The following is a 16,313-nucleotide window of genomic DNA, read 5'->3' as shown; positions in this document are numbered from 1 at the left end:
TTACATCTATTTTTCGCCTGCCGAAGTCGACTACAATGCGGGTCGTCCAACCGCCGCACCGAGTCTGTCATGCCTGCTGAAAACCCTCCCCAAGCCCGCGTCGCCGTCATCGGCGGCGGTCCGGCCGGCCTGATGGCCGCCGAAGTCCTGAGCCAGGGCGGGGTGGCGGTCGATCTGTACGATGCGATGCCTTCGGTGGGGCGCAAATTCCTGTTGGCGGGCAAGGGCGGCATGAATATCACGCATTCGGAGCCCTCCGCCGATTTTCTCCAGCGCTACGGCGCGCGCGCCGCGCAGGTGGCGCCCTGGCTGGAGCGCTTCGATGCGCAGGCGGTGCGCGACTGGATTCATGGCCTCGGCGTGGACACCTTCGTGGGCACTTCCGGACGCGTTTTCCCCACCGATATGAAGGCCGCGCCCCTGCTGCGCGCCTGGCTGCACCGCCTGCGCGAAGCGGGCGTACAGCTGCACATGCGCCATCGCTGGCTGGGCTGGAATGGCGCCGCGCTGCGCTGTGCCACGCCCGACGGCGAACGCGAAATCCTGGCCGATGCCGTCATCCTGGCGCTCGGTGGCGGCAGCTGGGCACGCCTGGGTTCGGATGGCGCCTGGGTGCCGCTGCTGCGGGAGCGCGCGGTTGCGGTGGCGCCGCTGGTGCCGTCGAACTGCGGCTTCGACACCGGCTGGAGCGATCATTTCAGCAGCCGCCACGCGGGCGCGCCCTTGACCACCGTGGCCATTACCGCCACCGACGCCAACGGCCGCCTGCACAAGCGCCAGGGACAATTCGTGATCACCGCCAGCGGCGTCGAAGGCAGCCTGATTTACGCCCTGTCGGCCGACTTGCGCGAGCAGATCGCCGCCAGCGGCAGCGCCACCATCTGGCTCGACCTGGTGCCCGATTTCAGCGCCGAACGGGTGCTGGACGACGTGACGCGCCCGCGCGGTTCGCGTTCGATGTCCAGCCATCTGCAAAGCCGGCTGGGCATCAAGGGCGTGAAATCGGGATTGCTGCGCGAATGCCTGTCGGCGGAGGAATTTGCCGATCCGGCGCGCCTGGCGGCGGCGTTAAAGATGCTGCCCGTGACCTTGCAACGGGCGCGCCCGATCGACGAGGCGATCAGCAGCGCCGGCGGCGTCAGTTTCGACGCGCTCGACGGGCACGCCATGCTGCGCGCGATACCGGGCGTGTTCGCCGCCGGCGAAATGGTCGACTGGGAAGCGCCGACCGGCGGCTACCTGCTCACCGCCTGCTTTGCCAGCGGCCGCGCCGCCGGCCATGGTGCGCTGGCCTGGCTGGCGCGGCGGCCGTCTAGTCGAACGTGACGTCGCCCGAGCCGTTGCGGGTGACGGCGCGCTGGTCCGGATTGCCGTGCACGCTCACGTCGCCGCTGCCGCGCAGGTTGACGGCGGCGCTTTTGCGGGCTTGAACGATCGCGCTGCCCGAACCTGTCAGCTCGACGGTGACGGTATCGGCGCTCAGGTGCTCGGCATCGAGATCTCCCGAGCCGGTCTGCACCGTCTTGAAGCGTTTCGCCGCGCCCACCACCGTCATGCTGCCCGAACCGGCCACGTTGACGTCGACCTGGTCACAGTTGCCGCCGTTGAGCTCGATGTCGCCGCTGCCCTGCAGGCCGGCCTCGACCTCGCGAAAGCGGCCATTGAACTTGACGTTGCCGGAACCGTGCAGTTGCAGGTCGATCTTGTCGCCGCTGAAGCCATTGATGGTGCTGTCGCCGCTGCCCTGGATGCGCACGTTGTCGATGGCGGGCAGTACCAGCACCACTTGCAGCGGCTGTTTATGGTGCAGCAGCATGCCCTTGGTTTCGATGTGCAGGGTGCCGCCTTCGCTGATCGTTTCGATATTGCCCAGCAAGCGCTGTTCGCCGCGCACGGTCAGCGACGGCACCGCGCCCTGGCGCAGGGTCATGTCGATCGGGCCGCCTAGCTCGACCGATGTGACATCGTTGCCCACATGGCGCGCCTCGCTGGCGACCACCCGGCCTTCCGGATTGGCCGGGCGGGTAGTGCCCTGGGCCCGCAGCATGCTGTAGAACAGGGCGATCAGGACGAAGGCCAGGAGCAGCAGGCCGAAGCCGACTTTAAGAAGTGAGCGCATGAAATTCTCCGGTTCCGCGTTTAGTTGCCCTTGAGCAGGGAAACATTCATTTCGGCGTAGCGGCGGATGCCGGTCAGCGTGTATTTCGTGATCACCAGGCAGACCAGGAAGATCACGATTCCGGCCAGCACGATGCCGAGCCCGAATACGGTCTGGGTGGCGCGCGAACCGGGTTCGAGGTTGGTGGTGATGCGCAGGCCAGCGCTGGCCGCTTCTTCGGCGCGGCGCACCATGCCGCGTTTTTTCGGGTGGGTGGAGGCAGCTTCCTCGCTCGCTTCGCGCGCAGCGTCGGCCACCTCGCCGGCGGCGCGCTCGGCTTCTCCGGCGGCGCGTGCGGCTTCTCCAGCGGCGCGTGCGGCTTCCCCGGCCGCGTGCGCGGCTGCACCGGCGGCGGCTTGGCGCGCTTCGGCTACGGCTTGCCGGGGTGCGTCGCCGGAAATATGTTCGCGGAAGAAGCGCACGCCGTCCTGGCCGATCGACACTTTCGCTTCCATCGTCTGGGGCTCGTCGCCGGAAGCGTTGTCGAGTATCAGTTCGCGGAACGGGCCGTCGAGCACCAGTTCGTTGGCGCCCGACAGGCCGCTGGCGGTAATGGCGATGCCGGCCACGTAAAAGGCCAGCCCGGCCGCGTACAGCAAGGCCAGGAAGGCCGCGTAGACCAGCGCCGGCACCACCATGAACAGGTTGAAGATGGCCAGGCCGGCCAGCGACACCAGCAAACGCATCAGGTTGGCGGGATTTTTCTTTTGCTCGAAAGAATGCATATGCGCGGTGGTGCGCAGCTTCATGGCGATCGTGGCCGGCACGTCGAGCTCGGCGGCGATGTCGGCCTCGGTGCGGCCAGCCGCCAGGCCGTCGATGAAGCGCTGTTCGTAATATGCCAGCGTGGAGGCCTGGATGTCGGCGGAAATGCCCGCCATCGCGCGTCGCAGCGCGTCGAGGTATTCGAGTTTGCCCATGATGGTCGCCTTTGGGATCAGGAGTGGCTCAGCGCCACGCCCGAATGGAGAATCTGCAAGCCGCCGCCGAGCAGGTGCGGCATGACGATGACGGCGGTACTCGCGGCAACAAAAAGCAGGAGTGCGAGTGCGCGAAGGCCGAGGGCGATGTTCATGTGCTGTCCGTGTAAAAAACCTGTTTCGATGGTGCTACTGTACGAAAACGGACAGTTCAGCTCCAGCGGAATGCGACAGGCTGCACTTTCAGCGCCGTCAACGACCAAATCGCGGGACAGTCGTTCATGCTGGCGATGTCTTGGCCGCCAGCACCAGGCGGGCCGCCGCCACGCCGCTGCGCACGGCGGACTCGATTGTTGCCGGATAGTCACTGGCGGTGTAGTCGCCGGCCAGCGCCAGGCGCGCCAGTCCGGTCGCGTTGGCGGGACGCGCCAGGCCCGGGGTGCAGGCAAAGGTGGCGCGTTTTTCGCTGATGACCTGAACCCATTCGGGTTGGACAAGTTCCGGGCGGCCCAGTACGGCGGCCACTTGGGCGGCAACGGCCTGGGCCAGCGCCTCGCGCCCCAGTTCCGAGGCCGCGCCCGAGGCGCTGATGACGACCGAAAACAGGCCGGCCTGGGCGGCGTCGAGCTGGCCGCGGTCGAACACGAACTGCCCCCAGTGGCCGCTGGCGGCGTTGTCGCGCAGGGCGTAGAAGGGCAGCTCGAGCCGGGTCGCGGCCGGATATTGCAGGTAGCAGGTGGTGATCGCTTCGTACTCGAAATGCTGCAGGGTCGCCGCCAGTGTGGCCGCGCCGGCCTGTTCGAGCAGGGTGGCGGCCGCCGGCGGGGCGGTGGCGATGACGACGGCGTCAAAGCGCTCGCGCTCGCCTTCGCCAAGCAGCCAGCCGTCGTTGTGCGGCGCGAGCGCGGCGACCTTGGCGCCCAGGCGCACGGCGCCGCCGGCACGTTCGACGAAGGCTGCCGCCGCCACCGGAAACAGCGCGCTCAGGTCGACGCGCGGCAGCAGCATGTCGGAACTGGCGCGGCTCGCGCCCAGGCTGTCGCGCAGCACGGCCAGAAATACCTGCGCCGAAGCGCGTTCGGGCGCCGTATTGAGCGCGGCCAGGCACAGCGGACGCCACATCAGCTCGATGAGGCGCTCGGTCTGGTCGTAGCGCTCCAGCAATTCGCTGACACTGCAATCGTTGTGCAGGCGCCAGTCCATCCAGCGCGCGGTCGAAGAAAAGCGCGCCAGGGCCATCTTGTCGGCAAAGGCCAGGCCATCGGCGCGCAGCAGGGCCAGCGCCAGGTGCAGCGGCGCCGGCAGGCGCGGAGCGACAAAGTCCATGCCGCCGCCATCCTTGGGATAGCGCATTTGCAGCGGTAGCGTCAGCACGGCGGCGCGCAGGTCGATGCCGACCGCGCGCATCAGGCGCAGCGATTCCTTGTAGGCGCCGAGCAGGATGTGCTGGCCGTTGTCGAGCTGGCGGCCCTGCACATCGACCGCGCGCGCCCGTCCGCCGAGCGTGCGTGCGGCCTCGAACAGGGTGACTTTGCAGCCGGCCCGGGCCAGTTCGACGGCCGCGCTACAGCCGGCCCAGCCGCCACCGATGACGGCGGCGCTTTGCGGTGCTTTAGCCACGGATGTAGGTCTTCCACGCCAGCCACAGTTTGCGCAGCGGCGTGAGCGAGATGCGCTGGGTCAGGACGTGGAAGTTGTCGCGCTCGATTTCGTCGAGCACGGTGCGGTAGATGGCCGCCATCATCAGGCCGGGACGCTGGGCGCGCCGGTCTTCCTTGGGCAGCAGGGCGAAGGCTTCGTCGTACACCTTTTGCGCGCGTTCGGTCTGGAAGCGCATCAGGTTCTCGAACTTGTCGCTGTGGCGCGCGTTGAGCAGGTCGGCAGCGGTCACGCCGAACTGCTGCAATTCGTTGACGGGCAGGTAAATCCGGCCCTTGCGCGCATCTTCGCCCACGTCGCGGATGATATTGGTGAGCTGGAACGCCAGGCCCAGCTGCTCGGCATACTCGAGCGTCTTGGGATTGGTCACGCCGAAAATGCTGGCCGAGAGAATGCCGACCACGCTGGCCACGTGCCAGCAATAGCGCTTCATGGCCGGGAAATCGAGGTAGCGGGTCTGGTCGAGGTCCATTTCCATGCCGTCGACGATGGCTTGCATGTGCTGTTCCTGCAAGTTGTAGACCGCCAGGTGCGGCTGCAAGGCTTGCGTCACCGGGTGCGTGGGCGCGCCGGCGTACATGGCGGCAAGCTCGGTGCGCCACCAGGCCAGCTTGATGCGCGCGATCGACTGGTCGGTGCACTCGTCCACCGTGTCGTCCACCTCGCGGCAAAAGGCGTACAGCGCGGTGATCGCGCGGCGCCGCTCCGGGGGCAGGAACAGGAAGCTGTAGTAAAAGCTGGAGCCGCTCTGGACGGTCTTTTGTTGGCAGTATTCGTCAGGGGACATGGTCAAAAATGCAAGGGTGCGCGAAGCGAAGCCGCTATTCTATAGCCGATGGGTGCAAGTGGCGGCGGGCGACGCGGGTTTTTTCGTCGTCCAGCGCGGCAATGGTGGGTCAGATACCGGCTTACATGCGTATTGCGCGCCACAGAATGACCAGCCAATCGCGCGTTTTGAGCTGAGGGCGCTGGCCGAACACGTCGTAGCCGACCTTCTCGATCTCTTCCAGGATGCGCAAGCCGCCCTGGATCACCAGCCGCAATTCCCAGCCGATGCGGCCCGGCAAGCGCAGTGCCAGCGGGGCGCCGCTCATCATCAGGGCGCGCGCGCGCGCCACCTCAAAGGCCATCAAGGCGCGCCAGTTACCATCGGTGCTCGACTGGTCGAGCTGGGCGGGGGGCACGCCAAAGCGCTGCAAATCGTCCAATGGCAGGTAAATACGGTCTTTTTGACGGTCGATGCCGACATCTTGCAGGAAGTTGATCAATTGCAGCGCCGAGCAGATGGCGTCCGAATCGCGCACGTTGGCCTCGTCCACGGCGCCGTACAGCGACAGCATCAGGAAACCCACCGGATTGGCCGAGCGGCGGCAATAGTCGAGCAGCAGCTCGAAGCTGGGGTAGCGCGTGGTGCCCACATCCTGCTTGAATGCCGACAGCAAGTCGCGGAACGGTTGCAGCGGTAACTTGTATTGGGCGATTACGCCAGCCAGGCGCTGAAAGAGCGGGTCCGGATGAACTTCACCACGCCCGATTGTGTCTAATGCGGCCTCGTAGGCGGTCAGGGCGGCCAGCCGTTCGGGGCCGCTGGCGTCGCCCTCGTCGGCGATATCGTCGGCCGTGCGGGCGAAAGCGTAAATCGCTTCCACGGCCGGCACCAGCCGCCGGGGCAGCAAGACAGAGGCGACAGGGAAGTTCTCGTAATGATCGACAGGCATGAAAGTATTAATGACGCTAAAGTCATTTGCAAATAAAACTTGCAGGATTATAATTACTAACTAGAAAGTCAGTTAGCTCTCAGGGTCGAACGAGTAGTAGCATCTCGACATCATCGCCAAGCACTCCGTTGGCGACCACCGCATAGTAAAGGAAAACACCGTGTTCCCCGTGAAAAACCTGCGCCAAAGACCTTTGGCTCCGATGACCGTTCTCAGTGCCGCCGTGATGGCCGCGCTGCTGGCCGCCTGCTCGAAGCCTGTCGAAAAGACCGAGGACATCCGTCCCGTACGCGCCCTCGTGCTGACCTCGAGCAGCGTGGGCGTGAACGCCGAATTCGCCGGCGAGGTGCGGGCGCGGGTCGAATCGCGCCTCGGGTTCCGGGTTGGCGGAAAGATTACCGGGCGCAAAGTCGATCCGGGCACGGTGGTCAAGAAGGGCCAGGTGCTGATGCAGCTCGATCCGCAAGACTTGCAGTTGTCGCAAGCCCAGGCCAAGGCCAACCTGCGCGCGGCCGAAACCGGGCGCGACCTGGCCAAGGCGGAATTGAAGCGCTATCAGGAATTGCGCGTGAAGAATTTCGTCAGCCAGGCTGTGCTCGACGCCAAGGTGTCGGCGTTCAGCGCGGCGCAATCGAGCGTCGATGCGGCCCAGGCGGCCTATTTCGGGCAGTCCAACCAGGCGGGCTACGCCACCTTGGTGTCGGATGTCGATGGCGTGGTCACGGCCGTGGACGCGGAAGTGGGGCAGGTGGTCTCGCCCGGCACGCCGGTGGTGCGCGTGGCCAAGATGGGCGAGAAGGAAATCGTCATCGGCTTGCCGGAGGATAAAGTTGAGGAATTGCGCAAGCTGACCGACGTGACCGTGCGCCTGTGGGCCAACAAGGATGTGGTCATTCCCGGCAAGGTGCGCGAAGTCTCGCCGGTGGCCGACGCCGCCACCCGCACCTACGCGGTCAAGGTATCGATTCCCGACAGCGCCGCCGACGTCAAGCTGGGCATGACTGCCATGGTGCAGTTCGCCAGTACCATGGCCACGCCGCAGATCAAGGTGCCGCTGACGGCGCTGTTCCACGAAAAGAACACGACGTCCGTGTGGGTGGTCGACAAGGGCCTGGCACGCATGGTGCCGGTGACCATTGCCGGCACCGCCGGCAATGAGGTGGTGCTGGCCGGTGGCGTGACGGCCGGCCAGACCGTGGTGACGGCCGGCGTGAACCTGCTCAAGCCGGGCCAGAAAGTGACGATCCTGCCGCCGGATACCTCGTCGAGCGATCCGGCGCCGGCCGCCAAGGCCGCACCAAAGGTCGAGGTCGCCAAATGAAGGGGTTCAATCTTTCTCGCTGGGCGCTAGAGCATATTCCGCTGACGCGCTACCTGATTTTCGCGCTGCTGCTGGGCGGAGTGATCAGCTACACCAGCCTGGGGCAGGATGAAGATCCGCCGTTCACCTTCCGCGTGATGGTGGTGCGCGCCATTTGGCCGGGTTCGACCGCGGTGCAGATGGCCGAGCAGGTCACCGACAAGCTCGAAAAGAAGTTGCAGGAAACGCCCTACATCGACAAGATCAAGAGTTATTCCAAGCCGGGCGAAGTGATCATCATCCTGCAGTTGCGCGAATCGACGCCCCCGCGCGAGACCGCCAATGCCTGGTACCAGGTGCGCAAGAAGATCGGCGACATGCGTGGCACCTTGCCGTCGGGCGTGATCGGGCCGTTCTTCAACGATGAATTCGGCGACACCTACGGGTCCATCTTCGCGTTGTCGGCCGATGGCTTCAATTACGCCGAGGTCAAGGAATATGCCGACTTCGTGCGCCAGCAATTGCTGCACGTGCCGCTGGTATCGAAAGTCGAACAGTTCGGGGTACAGGCTGAAAAACTCAATATCGAGTTCTCGCACAAGAAATTTGCCCAGCTCGGCGTGCCGTTCGAGGTCATCGCCAACCAGATCGCCACGCAAAACTCGGTCGAATCGACCGGCGTGCTGGTCACCTCGACCGATAACCTGCAAGTGCGCGTGACCGGCGCCTTGAGCTCCGCCAAGGACCTGGAAAACCTGGAACTGCGCGCCAACGGCACCACCTTCCGCCTGGGCGACTTTGCCACCATCAAGCGCGAATACGAAGATCCGCCGCTGGAAAAGATGCGGTTTAACGGCAAGGAAGTCATCGGCCTGGGCGTATCGATGGAAAAGGGCGGCAACATCATTCAGATGGGCAAAGGCCTGGATGAAACCGTGGCCCGCATCAAGGCCAAGCTGCCGGTGGGTATCGAACTGGAACGGGTATCGGACCAGCCGCGCGCGGTGACGGCCTCGGTAAGCGAATTCATCAAGGTGCTGATCGAAGCGGTGGTGATCGTGCTGGCAGTCAGCTTCCTTGCGCTGGGCTTGCACACCAAGCCGCTGCGCATCGATGCGCGGCCCGGCCTGGTGGTGGCGCTGACGATTCCGCTGGTGCTGGCCATTACCTTCCTGTTCATGCGCTTTTTCGACATCGACCTGCACAAGATTTCGCTCGGCGCCCTGATCATTGCGCTCGGCTTGCTGGTGGATGACGCCATCATTGCCGTCGAAATGATGGTGCGCAAGATGGAGGAGGGCATGTCGCGCTTTGAAGCGGCCACCTTTGCCTACACCTCGACCGCGATGCCGATGCTGACCGGCACCCTGATTACGGCCGCCGGCTTCTTGCCGATCGGCCTGGCCAAGTCGGCGGCCGGCGAGTACACCTTTTCGATGTTCTCGGTCAACGCGCTGGCGCTCTTGATTTCGTGGCTGGTGGCGGTGATCTTTACGCCTTACATCGGCTACATGATCCTCAAGGTCAAGCCGCACACGGGCGGCGAAGGCGAGCACGACCTGTTCAACACGCCCGGCTTCCAGCGTTTCCGCCGCGTCGTGACCTGGTGCGTGACATGGCGCAAGACCACCATCGCGCTGAGCCTGGGCGTGTTCGCGCTCGGCGTGTTCGGCTTCAAGTTTATCGAGAAGCAATTCTTCCCGGATTCCAGCCGTCCCGAGTTGATGGTCGAGATGTGGACGCCGGAAGGCACCGCGTTCCGCGCCAATGAAGCGCTGGTGAAGAAATTCGAGAAGCTGATGGCCAAGGAAGCCGATGTCGAGAGCGTGACCAGCTACGTCGGCAACGGCAGCCCGCGCTTTTATCTGCCGCTGGACCAGATCTTCCCGCAATCGAACGTGTCGCAGATCGTGGTGCTGGCGCGCAGCCTGGAAAAGCGCGAATCGATGCGCCTGAAGATTGTCGATATCTTCAAGAAAGATTTCCCGGAAGTGCGCGGCAGGGTCAAGCTGCTGCCGAACGGGCCGCCGGTACCGTATCCGGTGCAATTCCGCGTGGCCGGTCCCGAGATCGCCGTCGTACGTGATTTTGCCGACAAGGTCAAGGACATCATGCGCGCCAATCCGAATGCGATCGGCGTCAATGACAACTGGAACGAATCGATCAAGGTGCTGCGTCTCGACCTGGACCAGGAAAAACTGCGCGCGCTGGGCGTGACCTCGCAAACGGTGATGCGTGCGGCGAATACCATTCTGTCGGGCACGACTATCGGCCAGTTCCGCGAGGACAACAAGCTGATCGACATCGTGGTACGCCAGCCGGTGGAAGAGCGGGCCACCATGTCGGTGCTCAACGACACCAATATTCCGACCGCCTCGGGCAAATCGGTGACGATTTCGCAGATTGCGCGTGCGCATTTTGTGTGGGAACCGGGCGTGGTGTGGCGTGAAGGACGCGAATGGGCGATCACGGCGCAGTCCGACGTGGTCGATGGCATCCAGGGGCCGACCGTGTCCGACCAGATTGGCCTGAAGCTGGCTGATTTGCGCGCGGCGCTGCCGCCGGGCTATACGATCTCGCTGGCCGGCGCTGCCGCCGACAGCGCGGCTGCGGAAGCGTCGATTGCCGCGAACGTGCCGCTGGTGCTGTTCATTGTGTTCACCTTGCTGATGCTGCAATTGCACAGCTTCTCGCGTTCGCTGCTGGTCTTCCTGACCGGTCCGCTGGGCGTGGCTGGCGCGGCGATGGCGCTGCTGATTTTGAACCGGCCGTTCGGGTTCGTGGCGAACCTGGGCGTGATTGCGCTGTTCGGCATGATCATCCGTAATTCGGTGATCTTGGTGGATCAGATCGAGCAGGATATTGCCGCTGGCGCAGAGCCGTGGAATGCGGTGATCGAGGCTGCGGTCCGGCGCTGCCGGCCGATTATCCTGACGGCCGCGGCGGCTGCGCTGGCGATGATTCCGCTGTCGCGTTCGGTGTTCTGGGGTCCGATGGCGGTTGCCATCATGGGTGGTTTGGTGGTGGCGACGGCGTTGACCTTGCTGTTCCTGCCGGCGCTGTATGCGACCTGTTTCCGGGTTAAGAAGCCCGTAGAAGCGGTAGCGCTGCGCACATAGAAGATACCGTCGTCCCCGCGCCGAGTGCCGCCTTGGCGCGGGAACGACGGGTTACTTAATTAAGCCGCCACATGCGCCCGCACCGCGTGCGCATGTTTTTCCCACACCCGGCTCTTCCACCTCGCATACATCGCCAGCCCGCGCACCCATTCGTCGCAGGTGAACGCGATCCACACCCCAATCAATCCCCAGCCTAGATGCAGGCCCAGCAGCCATGCCAGCGGCACCGCCACGCCCCACATCGAGCACGCGCCCATCAGCACCGGAAAACGCGCATCGCCCGTCGCCCGCAGTGAATTGATGACCACCAGGTTAAACGTGCGCCCCGGTTCCAGCAGCAGACTGATGCGCAGCAGCACGGCGCCGCCGGCGACAATCGCCGGGTCCTTGCTAAAAAAGCCCAGCAGCCACGGCGCCAGCAACACCACCGCGCAGGTAGTCACCACCGTCACCCCCAAGCCCACGCGCAGGCTGCGCAGCAACTGGCGGTAGGCTTCATCGAATTCGCCCGCGCCAACCATGTGCCCGATCATGATCTCGGTACTGATGCCGATCGAAATGCCCAGCATCATCATGATCATCGATAGCTGGATCGCATACGAGAACGTGGCCAGCTGGACCACGCCCATTTGCCCGACAAAATACGTAATCACCATGAAGCTCGCCTGCCAGCACAAGTTCTCGCCGGCGGCCGGCAAGCCGATCTTGAGGATGCGCGCCAGCGTCTCGCGCGACAGGTTCAGCAGCCACGACAGGCGCACGCCCAGCTTGAGCTGGCGCCGCACCAGCCACGCCAGCGCCACGCAGGCCACCGCGCGGCTGATGACGGTCGACAGCGCCGCGCCGATCACGCCCATCTTGGGTGCGCCCAGCAGGCCGAAAATCAGCACCACATTCAGGATCAGATTGAGCACGTTCATGCCGATGGCGACGAACATGGCTTCGCGCGTGTGCCCATGCGCGCGCAGCACCGAGCCGAACGCGATATTGATCGATTCGAGAAACAGCGTGCCGCCCATCAGCGCGAGGAAGGGCTGGGCGTAGGGCATCAGTTGCGGCGGCAGGTGCAGCAGGCGCAGCATGTCGGCCGAAAACGCCCAGATCGCCAGGCTGACCACCATCCCGAGCCAGAAGTTGATCCCCACCGCCGTCGCCGCCACGCGCTGCGCGCCCGCATGGTCGCCCGCGCCAAGGTAGTGGGTGAGCACGACCGCGCTGCCGATGCCGACAAACGAAAACAGGATCACGCAAAAGCCGACGATCTGGTTGGCCACCGCCAGCCCCGCCACGGCCGAGTCGCCCAGGTGGCTGACCATGAAGGTATCGACGATCCCCGGCAGGATATGCGAGAGTTGCTCGACGAAGATAGGCCACGTCATGGCGAATAAACTCGCCTGGCGGACTTTGTTAATGTGATTGGAAGACATGCGGAGGTATTTCTCTAAAGGACTGAAAACGTTTCCAAATTATACGCCGCCTGAGTCCGTTTCAAAAAACGCCCTATGTGGTCAGAAAATCCAGTAAAATACCGGGTTGAAGTTGTAGCCCCTAACAAAGGCAGTGCAGGGCGGCCGGTTTCACTGTCGGGCGCCCTTTGTTTTTTCAGATGGAAAGGTGCATTCTCTCGCCGATGATGGCGGTCAATGCGATCCCGCGAGGATGGCGAAATTGGTAGACGCACCAGGTTTAGGTCCTGACGCCAGCAATGGTGTGGGGGTTCGAGTCCCCCTCCTCGCACCACGAGTTTAATACTATTTTTTGGACGATTTTTACAATGGCAACTGCAGTCGAAACCCTGGGTAAACTCGAACGTCGCTTGACGATCTCTTTTCCGCTGACTGACGTCCGTACGGAAGTGGAAAAGCGCCTGAAACAGCAGGCCAAAACGGCCAAGGCACCTGGCTTCCGTCCAGGCAAAGTTCCACTGAAAATGGTCGCGCAGCAATATGGCTACCAGATCGAATCGGACGTGCTGAACGATAAAGTCGGCCGCGCCTTCAATGAAGCCGCCAACGAGAACCAGCTGCGCGTTGCCGGTTTCCCAAAAATCGAACCAAAGGAAGAGTCCGCTGAAGGCGTGCTGTCGTTCGACGCCACCTTCGAGGTCTATCCTGAAGTCGTCGTCGGCGACCTGTCGGGCGTCGAGATCGACACCGTGAAAGCCGACGTGTCGGACGCGGAAATCGAAAAGACCATTGAAATCCTGCGCAAACAGCGCGTGCATTACCACACCAAGGGTGAAGCCGGCGAACACGGCGACGGCGGCGAGCCGATCGCAGCCAATGGCGACCGCGTGACGGTCGACTTTGTCGGCGTGATCGATGGCGTTGAATTCCCAGGCGGCAAAGCTGAAGACTATGCATTCGTGCTCGGCGAAGGCCGCATGTTGCCGGAATTCGAAGCAGCCACCGTTGGCCTCAAGGTCGGCGAAGCAAAAACCTTCCCGTTGGCCTTCCCGGCCGACTACCACGGTGCTGACGTGGCCGGCAAAACCGCCGACTTCACCATCACCCTGAAAAAGCTGGAATGGGCGCACCTGCCGGCAGTCGATGCCGAGTTCGCCAAATCGCTGGGCATGGAAGATGGCGACCTGGAAAAAATGCGCGCTGACATCAAGATCAACCTGGAACGCGAAGTCGCGGGCCGCGTCAAGGCACGCAACAAGGAAGCCGTGATGGATGCCCTGGTCAAGGTCACCGAGATGGAAGTCCCTAAAGTCATGATCGCCCAGGACGCCGAGCGCCTGGCCGAGATGACCCGCCAGGACATGGCGCAGCGTGGCATGGATGTCAAGGATATGCCATTCCCGCAAGAACTGTTCGCCACCAAGGCCGAGCGCCGCGTGCGCCTGGGCCTGATCCTGTCGCAACTGGTTGGCGACAACAAGCTGCAGGCAACGCCTGAGCAGGTCAAGGCGCAGATCGAAGATTTCGCCCAAAGCTACGAAGATCCGCGTGAAGTACTCAAGTACTACTACAGCGATCGTCGCCGCCTGTCGGAAGTCGAAGCTCTTGTATTGGAAGAAAACGTCGTTAACTATGTACTCGGTATCGCGAAAGTCACGGCCAAGGCCGTTGCATTCGACGAGTTGATGGGAAGCAACGCACAAGCTTAAAGCTTGCTTTAGGCTGCTTACAAAGGAAGAGACAGGTATGAATCATAATCCGGCATTGGATACACAAGCACTCGGCCTCATTCCGATGGTCGTGGAGCAAAGCGGCCGCGGCGAGCGCTCGTACGATATTTACTCGCGCCTGCTCAAGGAACGCGTAATTTTCATGGTCGGGCCGGTGCATGACCAGATGGCCAACCTGATCGTGGCCCAGCTGCTGTTCCTTGAGAGCGAGAATCCGGACAAGGATATTTCGCTCTACATCAACTCGCCTGGCGGATCGGTCTCGGCCGGCCTGGCGATCTTCGATACGATGAACTTCATCAAGCCGGACGTGTCGACCCTGTGCACCGGGATGGCCGCATCGATGGGCGCTTTCCTGCTGGCCGCTGGCGCCAAGGGCAAGCGTTTCTCGCTGCCGAACTCGCGCATCATGATTCACCAGCCGTCGGGTGGCTCGCAAGGGCAGGCCTCGGACATCGAAATCCAGGCCAAGGAAATCCTCTACCTGCGTGAGCGTCTGAACCACATCCTGGCCGAACGTACGGGCAAGACGATGGAACAGATCCACAAGGATACCGACCGCGATCGTTTCATGTCCGGCGACGAAGCTGCGGAATATGGTCTGATCGACAAAGTCCTTGCGAAGCGCGAATAAAGTCATAGCGCGGGCCGCGCGACCAGTTGCACCGACGGCGCCAGGCGGACCTTGAGAAAGCGTAGCGAGCGGTGCAAGTGTTGTTCGAGAAGCGCAGCCGTACACACGTACGGCGAGCATCGCAGGACGACAATTGCGCCGCGTAGTAGCTTTATCAAGGTTCGCCTCAGGTGTTGCTCAAAAAACGCCCGTGCGCTACAACGTTCGGGCGTTTCGTTTTTATTTCGGGTAGCATGCTGTTAGCGCGCCTCCTTGTTGCGCGTCGGTTCGCGTTACATTTATAGCAATTCAATAGAAACCTGCCCCATGTCAGACAAAAAATCCTCCAGCGGCGAAAAACTCCTCTACTGCTCGTTCTGCGGCAAGAGCCAGCACGAGGTGAAGAAACTCATCGCAGGTCCATCCGTCTTCATTTGCGACGAGTGCATCGACCTGTGTAACGACATCATCCGCGACGAGACCTCGAACGTGGAAACGGTGGCCGGCGCCAAGTCCGACCTGCCGACTCCGAACGAGATCAAGGAATTGCTGGATCAGTACGTGATCGGCCAGCAAACCGCCAAGCGCATCCTGTCCGTTGCGGTGTACAACCACTACAAGCGTCTCAAGCACCTGGGCAAGAAGGATGAAGTCGAACTGGCAAAGAGCAACATCTTGCTGGTCGGTCCTACCGGTTCGGGCAAGACCCTGCTGGCCCAGACCCTGGCGCGCATGCTCAATGTGCCCTTCGTGATCGCCGACGCCACCACCCTGACCGAAGCCGGTTATGTGGGCGAAGACGTGGAGAACATCATCCAGAAGCTGCTGCAAAGCTGCAATTACGAAGTCGACAAGGCCCAGCGCGGCATCGTCTACATCGATGAAATCGACAAGATTTCGCGCAAATCGGACAATCCCTCGATTACCCGCGATGTGTCCGGCGAAGGCGTGCAGCAAGCCTTGCTGAAACTGATCGAAGGCACCATGGCATCGGTACCGCCACAAGGCGGGCGCAAGCATCCGAACCAGGATTTCGTCCAGGTCGATACGACCAACATCATGTTCATCTGCGGCGGCGCCTTCGACGGCCTGGTCAAGATCATCCAGAACCGTTCCGAAAAGAGCGGGATCGGCTTCTCGGCCAGCGTCAAGAGCGAATCGCAGCGCGCCAGCGCCGACGTGCTGCTCGAAGCCGAACCGGAAGACTTGATCAAGTTCGGCCTGATTCCCGAGCTGGTGGGCCGCCTGCCGGTGGTTGCCGCCTTGTCGGAACTGACCGAGGAAGCGCTGATCCAGATCCTGATCGAGCCGAAGAATGCCTTGATCAAACAGTATTCCAAGCTGCTGGAAATGGAAGGTGCGGAACTGGAAATCCGTCCGGCCGCCTTGCACGCCATTGCCCGCAAGGCACTGGCACGCAAGACCGGTGCGCGCGGTTTGCGTTCCATTCTTGAACATGCATTGCTCGATGTGATGTACGAATTGCCGAATCAGCAGAATGTCATCAAGGTCGTGATCGATGAAAATTCGATCACGAACGGTGCCAAACCTTTACTGATTTACAGCGAAAGCGCGAAAGCGTCGGGCGAAAACTGAAATTCTGCGCTTCGAAAGCAACAAAAGCATTGATTCCTGAATTCTTGGCGGTACAATTTACCTCAATAAAAGAATCAGGCTTCACTCGAAAAGC

Annotated in this window: 13 protein-coding genes and 1 tRNA gene; 7 read left to right on the top strand and 7 right to left on the bottom strand. The window is 62.6% G+C overall.

Annotated features, from left to right (window positions below):
- Positions 1–69: 69 nt before the first annotated feature.
- Positions 70–1,326: a TIGR03862 family flavoprotein gene (locus tag F2P44_RS13295; protein WP_167087176.1), complete on the top strand. Its 1,257-nt coding sequence runs from the start codon at positions 70–72 to the stop codon at positions 1,324–1,326.
- On the opposite strand, the gene F2P44_RS13290 is transcribed toward F2P44_RS13295, so the two are convergent.
- The 6 genes from F2P44_RS13290 to hpnC all read right to left on the bottom strand — a co-directional run bounded on the left by F2P44_RS13290 (position 1,313) and on the right by hpnC (position 6,455).
- Positions 1,313–2,119 (bottom strand): head GIN domain-containing protein, encoded by an 807-nt coding sequence (locus F2P44_RS13290; RefSeq protein WP_167087175.1) that lies wholly within the window; start codon positions 2,117–2,119, stop codon positions 1,313–1,315. The genes F2P44_RS13295 and F2P44_RS13290 overlap by 14 nt on opposite strands.
- Before the next feature lie 20 nt (positions 2,120–2,139).
- Positions 2,140–3,078 (bottom strand): DUF1700 domain-containing protein, encoded by a 939-nt coding sequence (locus F2P44_RS35490; RefSeq protein WP_229423529.1) that lies wholly within the window; start codon positions 3,076–3,078, stop codon positions 2,140–2,142.
- A gap of 17 nt (positions 3,079–3,095) precedes the next feature.
- On the bottom strand, positions 3,096–3,233 hold the full coding sequence (locus F2P44_RS13280; RefSeq protein ID WP_167087174.1) for a hypothetical protein: 138 nt from the start codon (positions 3,231–3,233) through the stop codon (positions 3,096–3,098).
- A gap of 124 nt (positions 3,234–3,357) precedes the next feature.
- Positions 3,358–4,698 carry a hydroxysqualene dehydroxylase HpnE gene (gene hpnE / locus F2P44_RS13275; protein WP_167087173.1) on the bottom strand — a complete coding sequence of 447 codons (1,341 nt, stop codon included), beginning with the start codon at positions 4,696–4,698 and terminating at the stop codon, positions 3,358–3,360.
- Entirely contained in the window at positions 4,691–5,524 is an 834-nt protein-coding gene (gene hpnD / locus F2P44_RS13270) for a presqualene diphosphate synthase HpnD (protein ID WP_167087172.1), read from the bottom strand. Before hpnD ends, hpnE begins: the two co-directional genes overlap by 8 nt.
- Positions 5,525–5,645: 121 nt before the next feature.
- Entirely contained in the window at positions 5,646–6,455 is an 810-nt protein-coding gene (gene hpnC, locus F2P44_RS13265; protein ID WP_167087171.1) for a squalene synthase HpnC, read from the bottom strand.
- 202 nt (positions 6,456–6,657) lie between these two features.
- Between hpnC and F2P44_RS13260 the strand changes: the two genes are divergently transcribed.
- The gene (locus tag F2P44_RS13260; RefSeq protein ID WP_167087170.1) at positions 6,658–7,776 is read left to right on the top strand and encodes an efflux RND transporter periplasmic adaptor subunit; all 1,119 of its coding nucleotides are present in this window, start codon (positions 6,658–6,660) and stop codon (positions 7,774–7,776) included.
- Positions 7,773–10,874 (top strand): efflux RND transporter permease subunit, encoded by a 3,102-nt coding sequence (locus F2P44_RS13255; RefSeq protein WP_167087169.1) that lies wholly within the window; start codon positions 7,773–7,775, stop codon positions 10,872–10,874. Before F2P44_RS13260 ends, F2P44_RS13255 begins: the two co-directional genes overlap by 4 nt.
- A gap of 59 nt (positions 10,875–10,933) precedes the next feature.
- Here the strand turns inward: F2P44_RS13255 and F2P44_RS13250 are convergent, their stop codons facing one another.
- The gene (locus F2P44_RS13250) at positions 10,934–12,253 is read right to left on the bottom strand and encodes an MATE family efflux transporter (protein WP_223165030.1); all 1,320 of its coding nucleotides are present in this window, start codon (positions 12,251–12,253) and stop codon (positions 10,934–10,936) included.
- Positions 12,254–12,527: 274 nt separating this feature from the next.
- On the opposite strand from F2P44_RS13250, the gene F2P44_RS13245 reads away from it, so the two are divergent.
- From F2P44_RS13245 to clpX, 4 genes are all read left to right on the top strand, one after another.
- Positions 12,528–12,614, top strand: a tRNA-Leu gene (locus tag F2P44_RS13245).
- A gap of 34 nt (positions 12,615–12,648) precedes the next feature.
- Positions 12,649–13,989 (top strand): trigger factor, encoded by a 1,341-nt coding sequence (gene tig / locus F2P44_RS13240; RefSeq protein ID WP_167087167.1) that lies wholly within the window; start codon positions 12,649–12,651, stop codon positions 13,987–13,989.
- A gap of 37 nt (positions 13,990–14,026) precedes the next feature.
- Positions 14,027–14,644, top strand: coding sequence for an ATP-dependent Clp endopeptidase proteolytic subunit ClpP (gene clpP, locus F2P44_RS13235; protein WP_054262583.1), 618 nt, complete (start codon positions 14,027–14,029; stop codon positions 14,642–14,644).
- A 306-nt stretch (positions 14,645–14,950) separates the two neighbouring features.
- On the top strand, positions 14,951–16,219 hold the full coding sequence (clpX, locus tag F2P44_RS13230) for an ATP-dependent Clp protease ATP-binding subunit ClpX (RefSeq protein WP_167087166.1): 1,269 nt from the start codon (positions 14,951–14,953) through the stop codon (positions 16,217–16,219).
- Positions 16,220–16,313: the final 94 nt, after the last annotated feature.

The sequence above is a fragment of the Massilia frigida genome, assembly GCF_011682175.1.
Taxonomy (GTDB): Bacteria; Pseudomonadota; Gammaproteobacteria; order Burkholderiales; family Burkholderiaceae_D; genus Telluria_A; species Telluria_A frigida.
This window is presented reverse-complemented; position numbering and strand designations above follow the sequence as displayed.

Coding starts and splice junctions, on each gene's coding strand:
- F2P44_RS13295 (WP_167087176.1), top strand. CDS start 70: ATGCCTGCTGAAAACCCTCCCCAAGCCCGCGTCGCCGTCATCGGCGGC.
- F2P44_RS35490 (WP_229423529.1), bottom strand. CDS start 3,078: ATGGGCAAACTCGAATACCTCGACGCGCTGCGACGCGCGATGGCGGGC.
- F2P44_RS13290 (WP_167087175.1), bottom strand. CDS start 2,119: ATGCGCTCACTTCTTAAAGTCGGCTTCGGCCTGCTGCTCCTGGCCTTC.
- F2P44_RS13260 (WP_167087170.1), top strand. CDS start 6,658: ATGACCGTTCTCAGTGCCGCCGTGATGGCCGCGCTGCTGGCCGCCTGC.
- F2P44_RS13255 (WP_167087169.1), top strand. CDS start 7,773: ATGAAGGGGTTCAATCTTTCTCGCTGGGCGCTAGAGCATATTCCGCTG.
- clpX (WP_167087166.1), top strand. CDS start 14,951: ATGTCAGACAAAAAATCCTCCAGCGGCGAAAAACTCCTCTACTGCTCG.
- F2P44_RS13280 (WP_167087174.1), bottom strand. CDS start 3,233: ATGAACATCGCCCTCGGCCTTCGCGCACTCGCACTCCTGCTTTTTGTT.
- hpnD (WP_167087172.1), bottom strand. CDS start 5,524: ATGTCCCCTGACGAATACTGCCAACAAAAGACCGTCCAGAGCGGCTCC.
- clpP (WP_054262583.1), top strand. CDS start 14,027: ATGAATCATAATCCGGCATTGGATACACAAGCACTCGGCCTCATTCCG.
- hpnC (WP_167087171.1), bottom strand. CDS start 6,455: ATGCCTGTCGATCATTACGAGAACTTCCCTGTCGCCTCTGTCTTGCTG.
- tig (WP_167087167.1), top strand. CDS start 12,649: ATGGCAACTGCAGTCGAAACCCTGGGTAAACTCGAACGTCGCTTGACG.
- F2P44_RS13250 (WP_223165030.1), bottom strand. CDS start 12,253: ATGACGTGGCCTATCTTCGTCGAGCAACTCTCGCATATCCTGCCGGGG.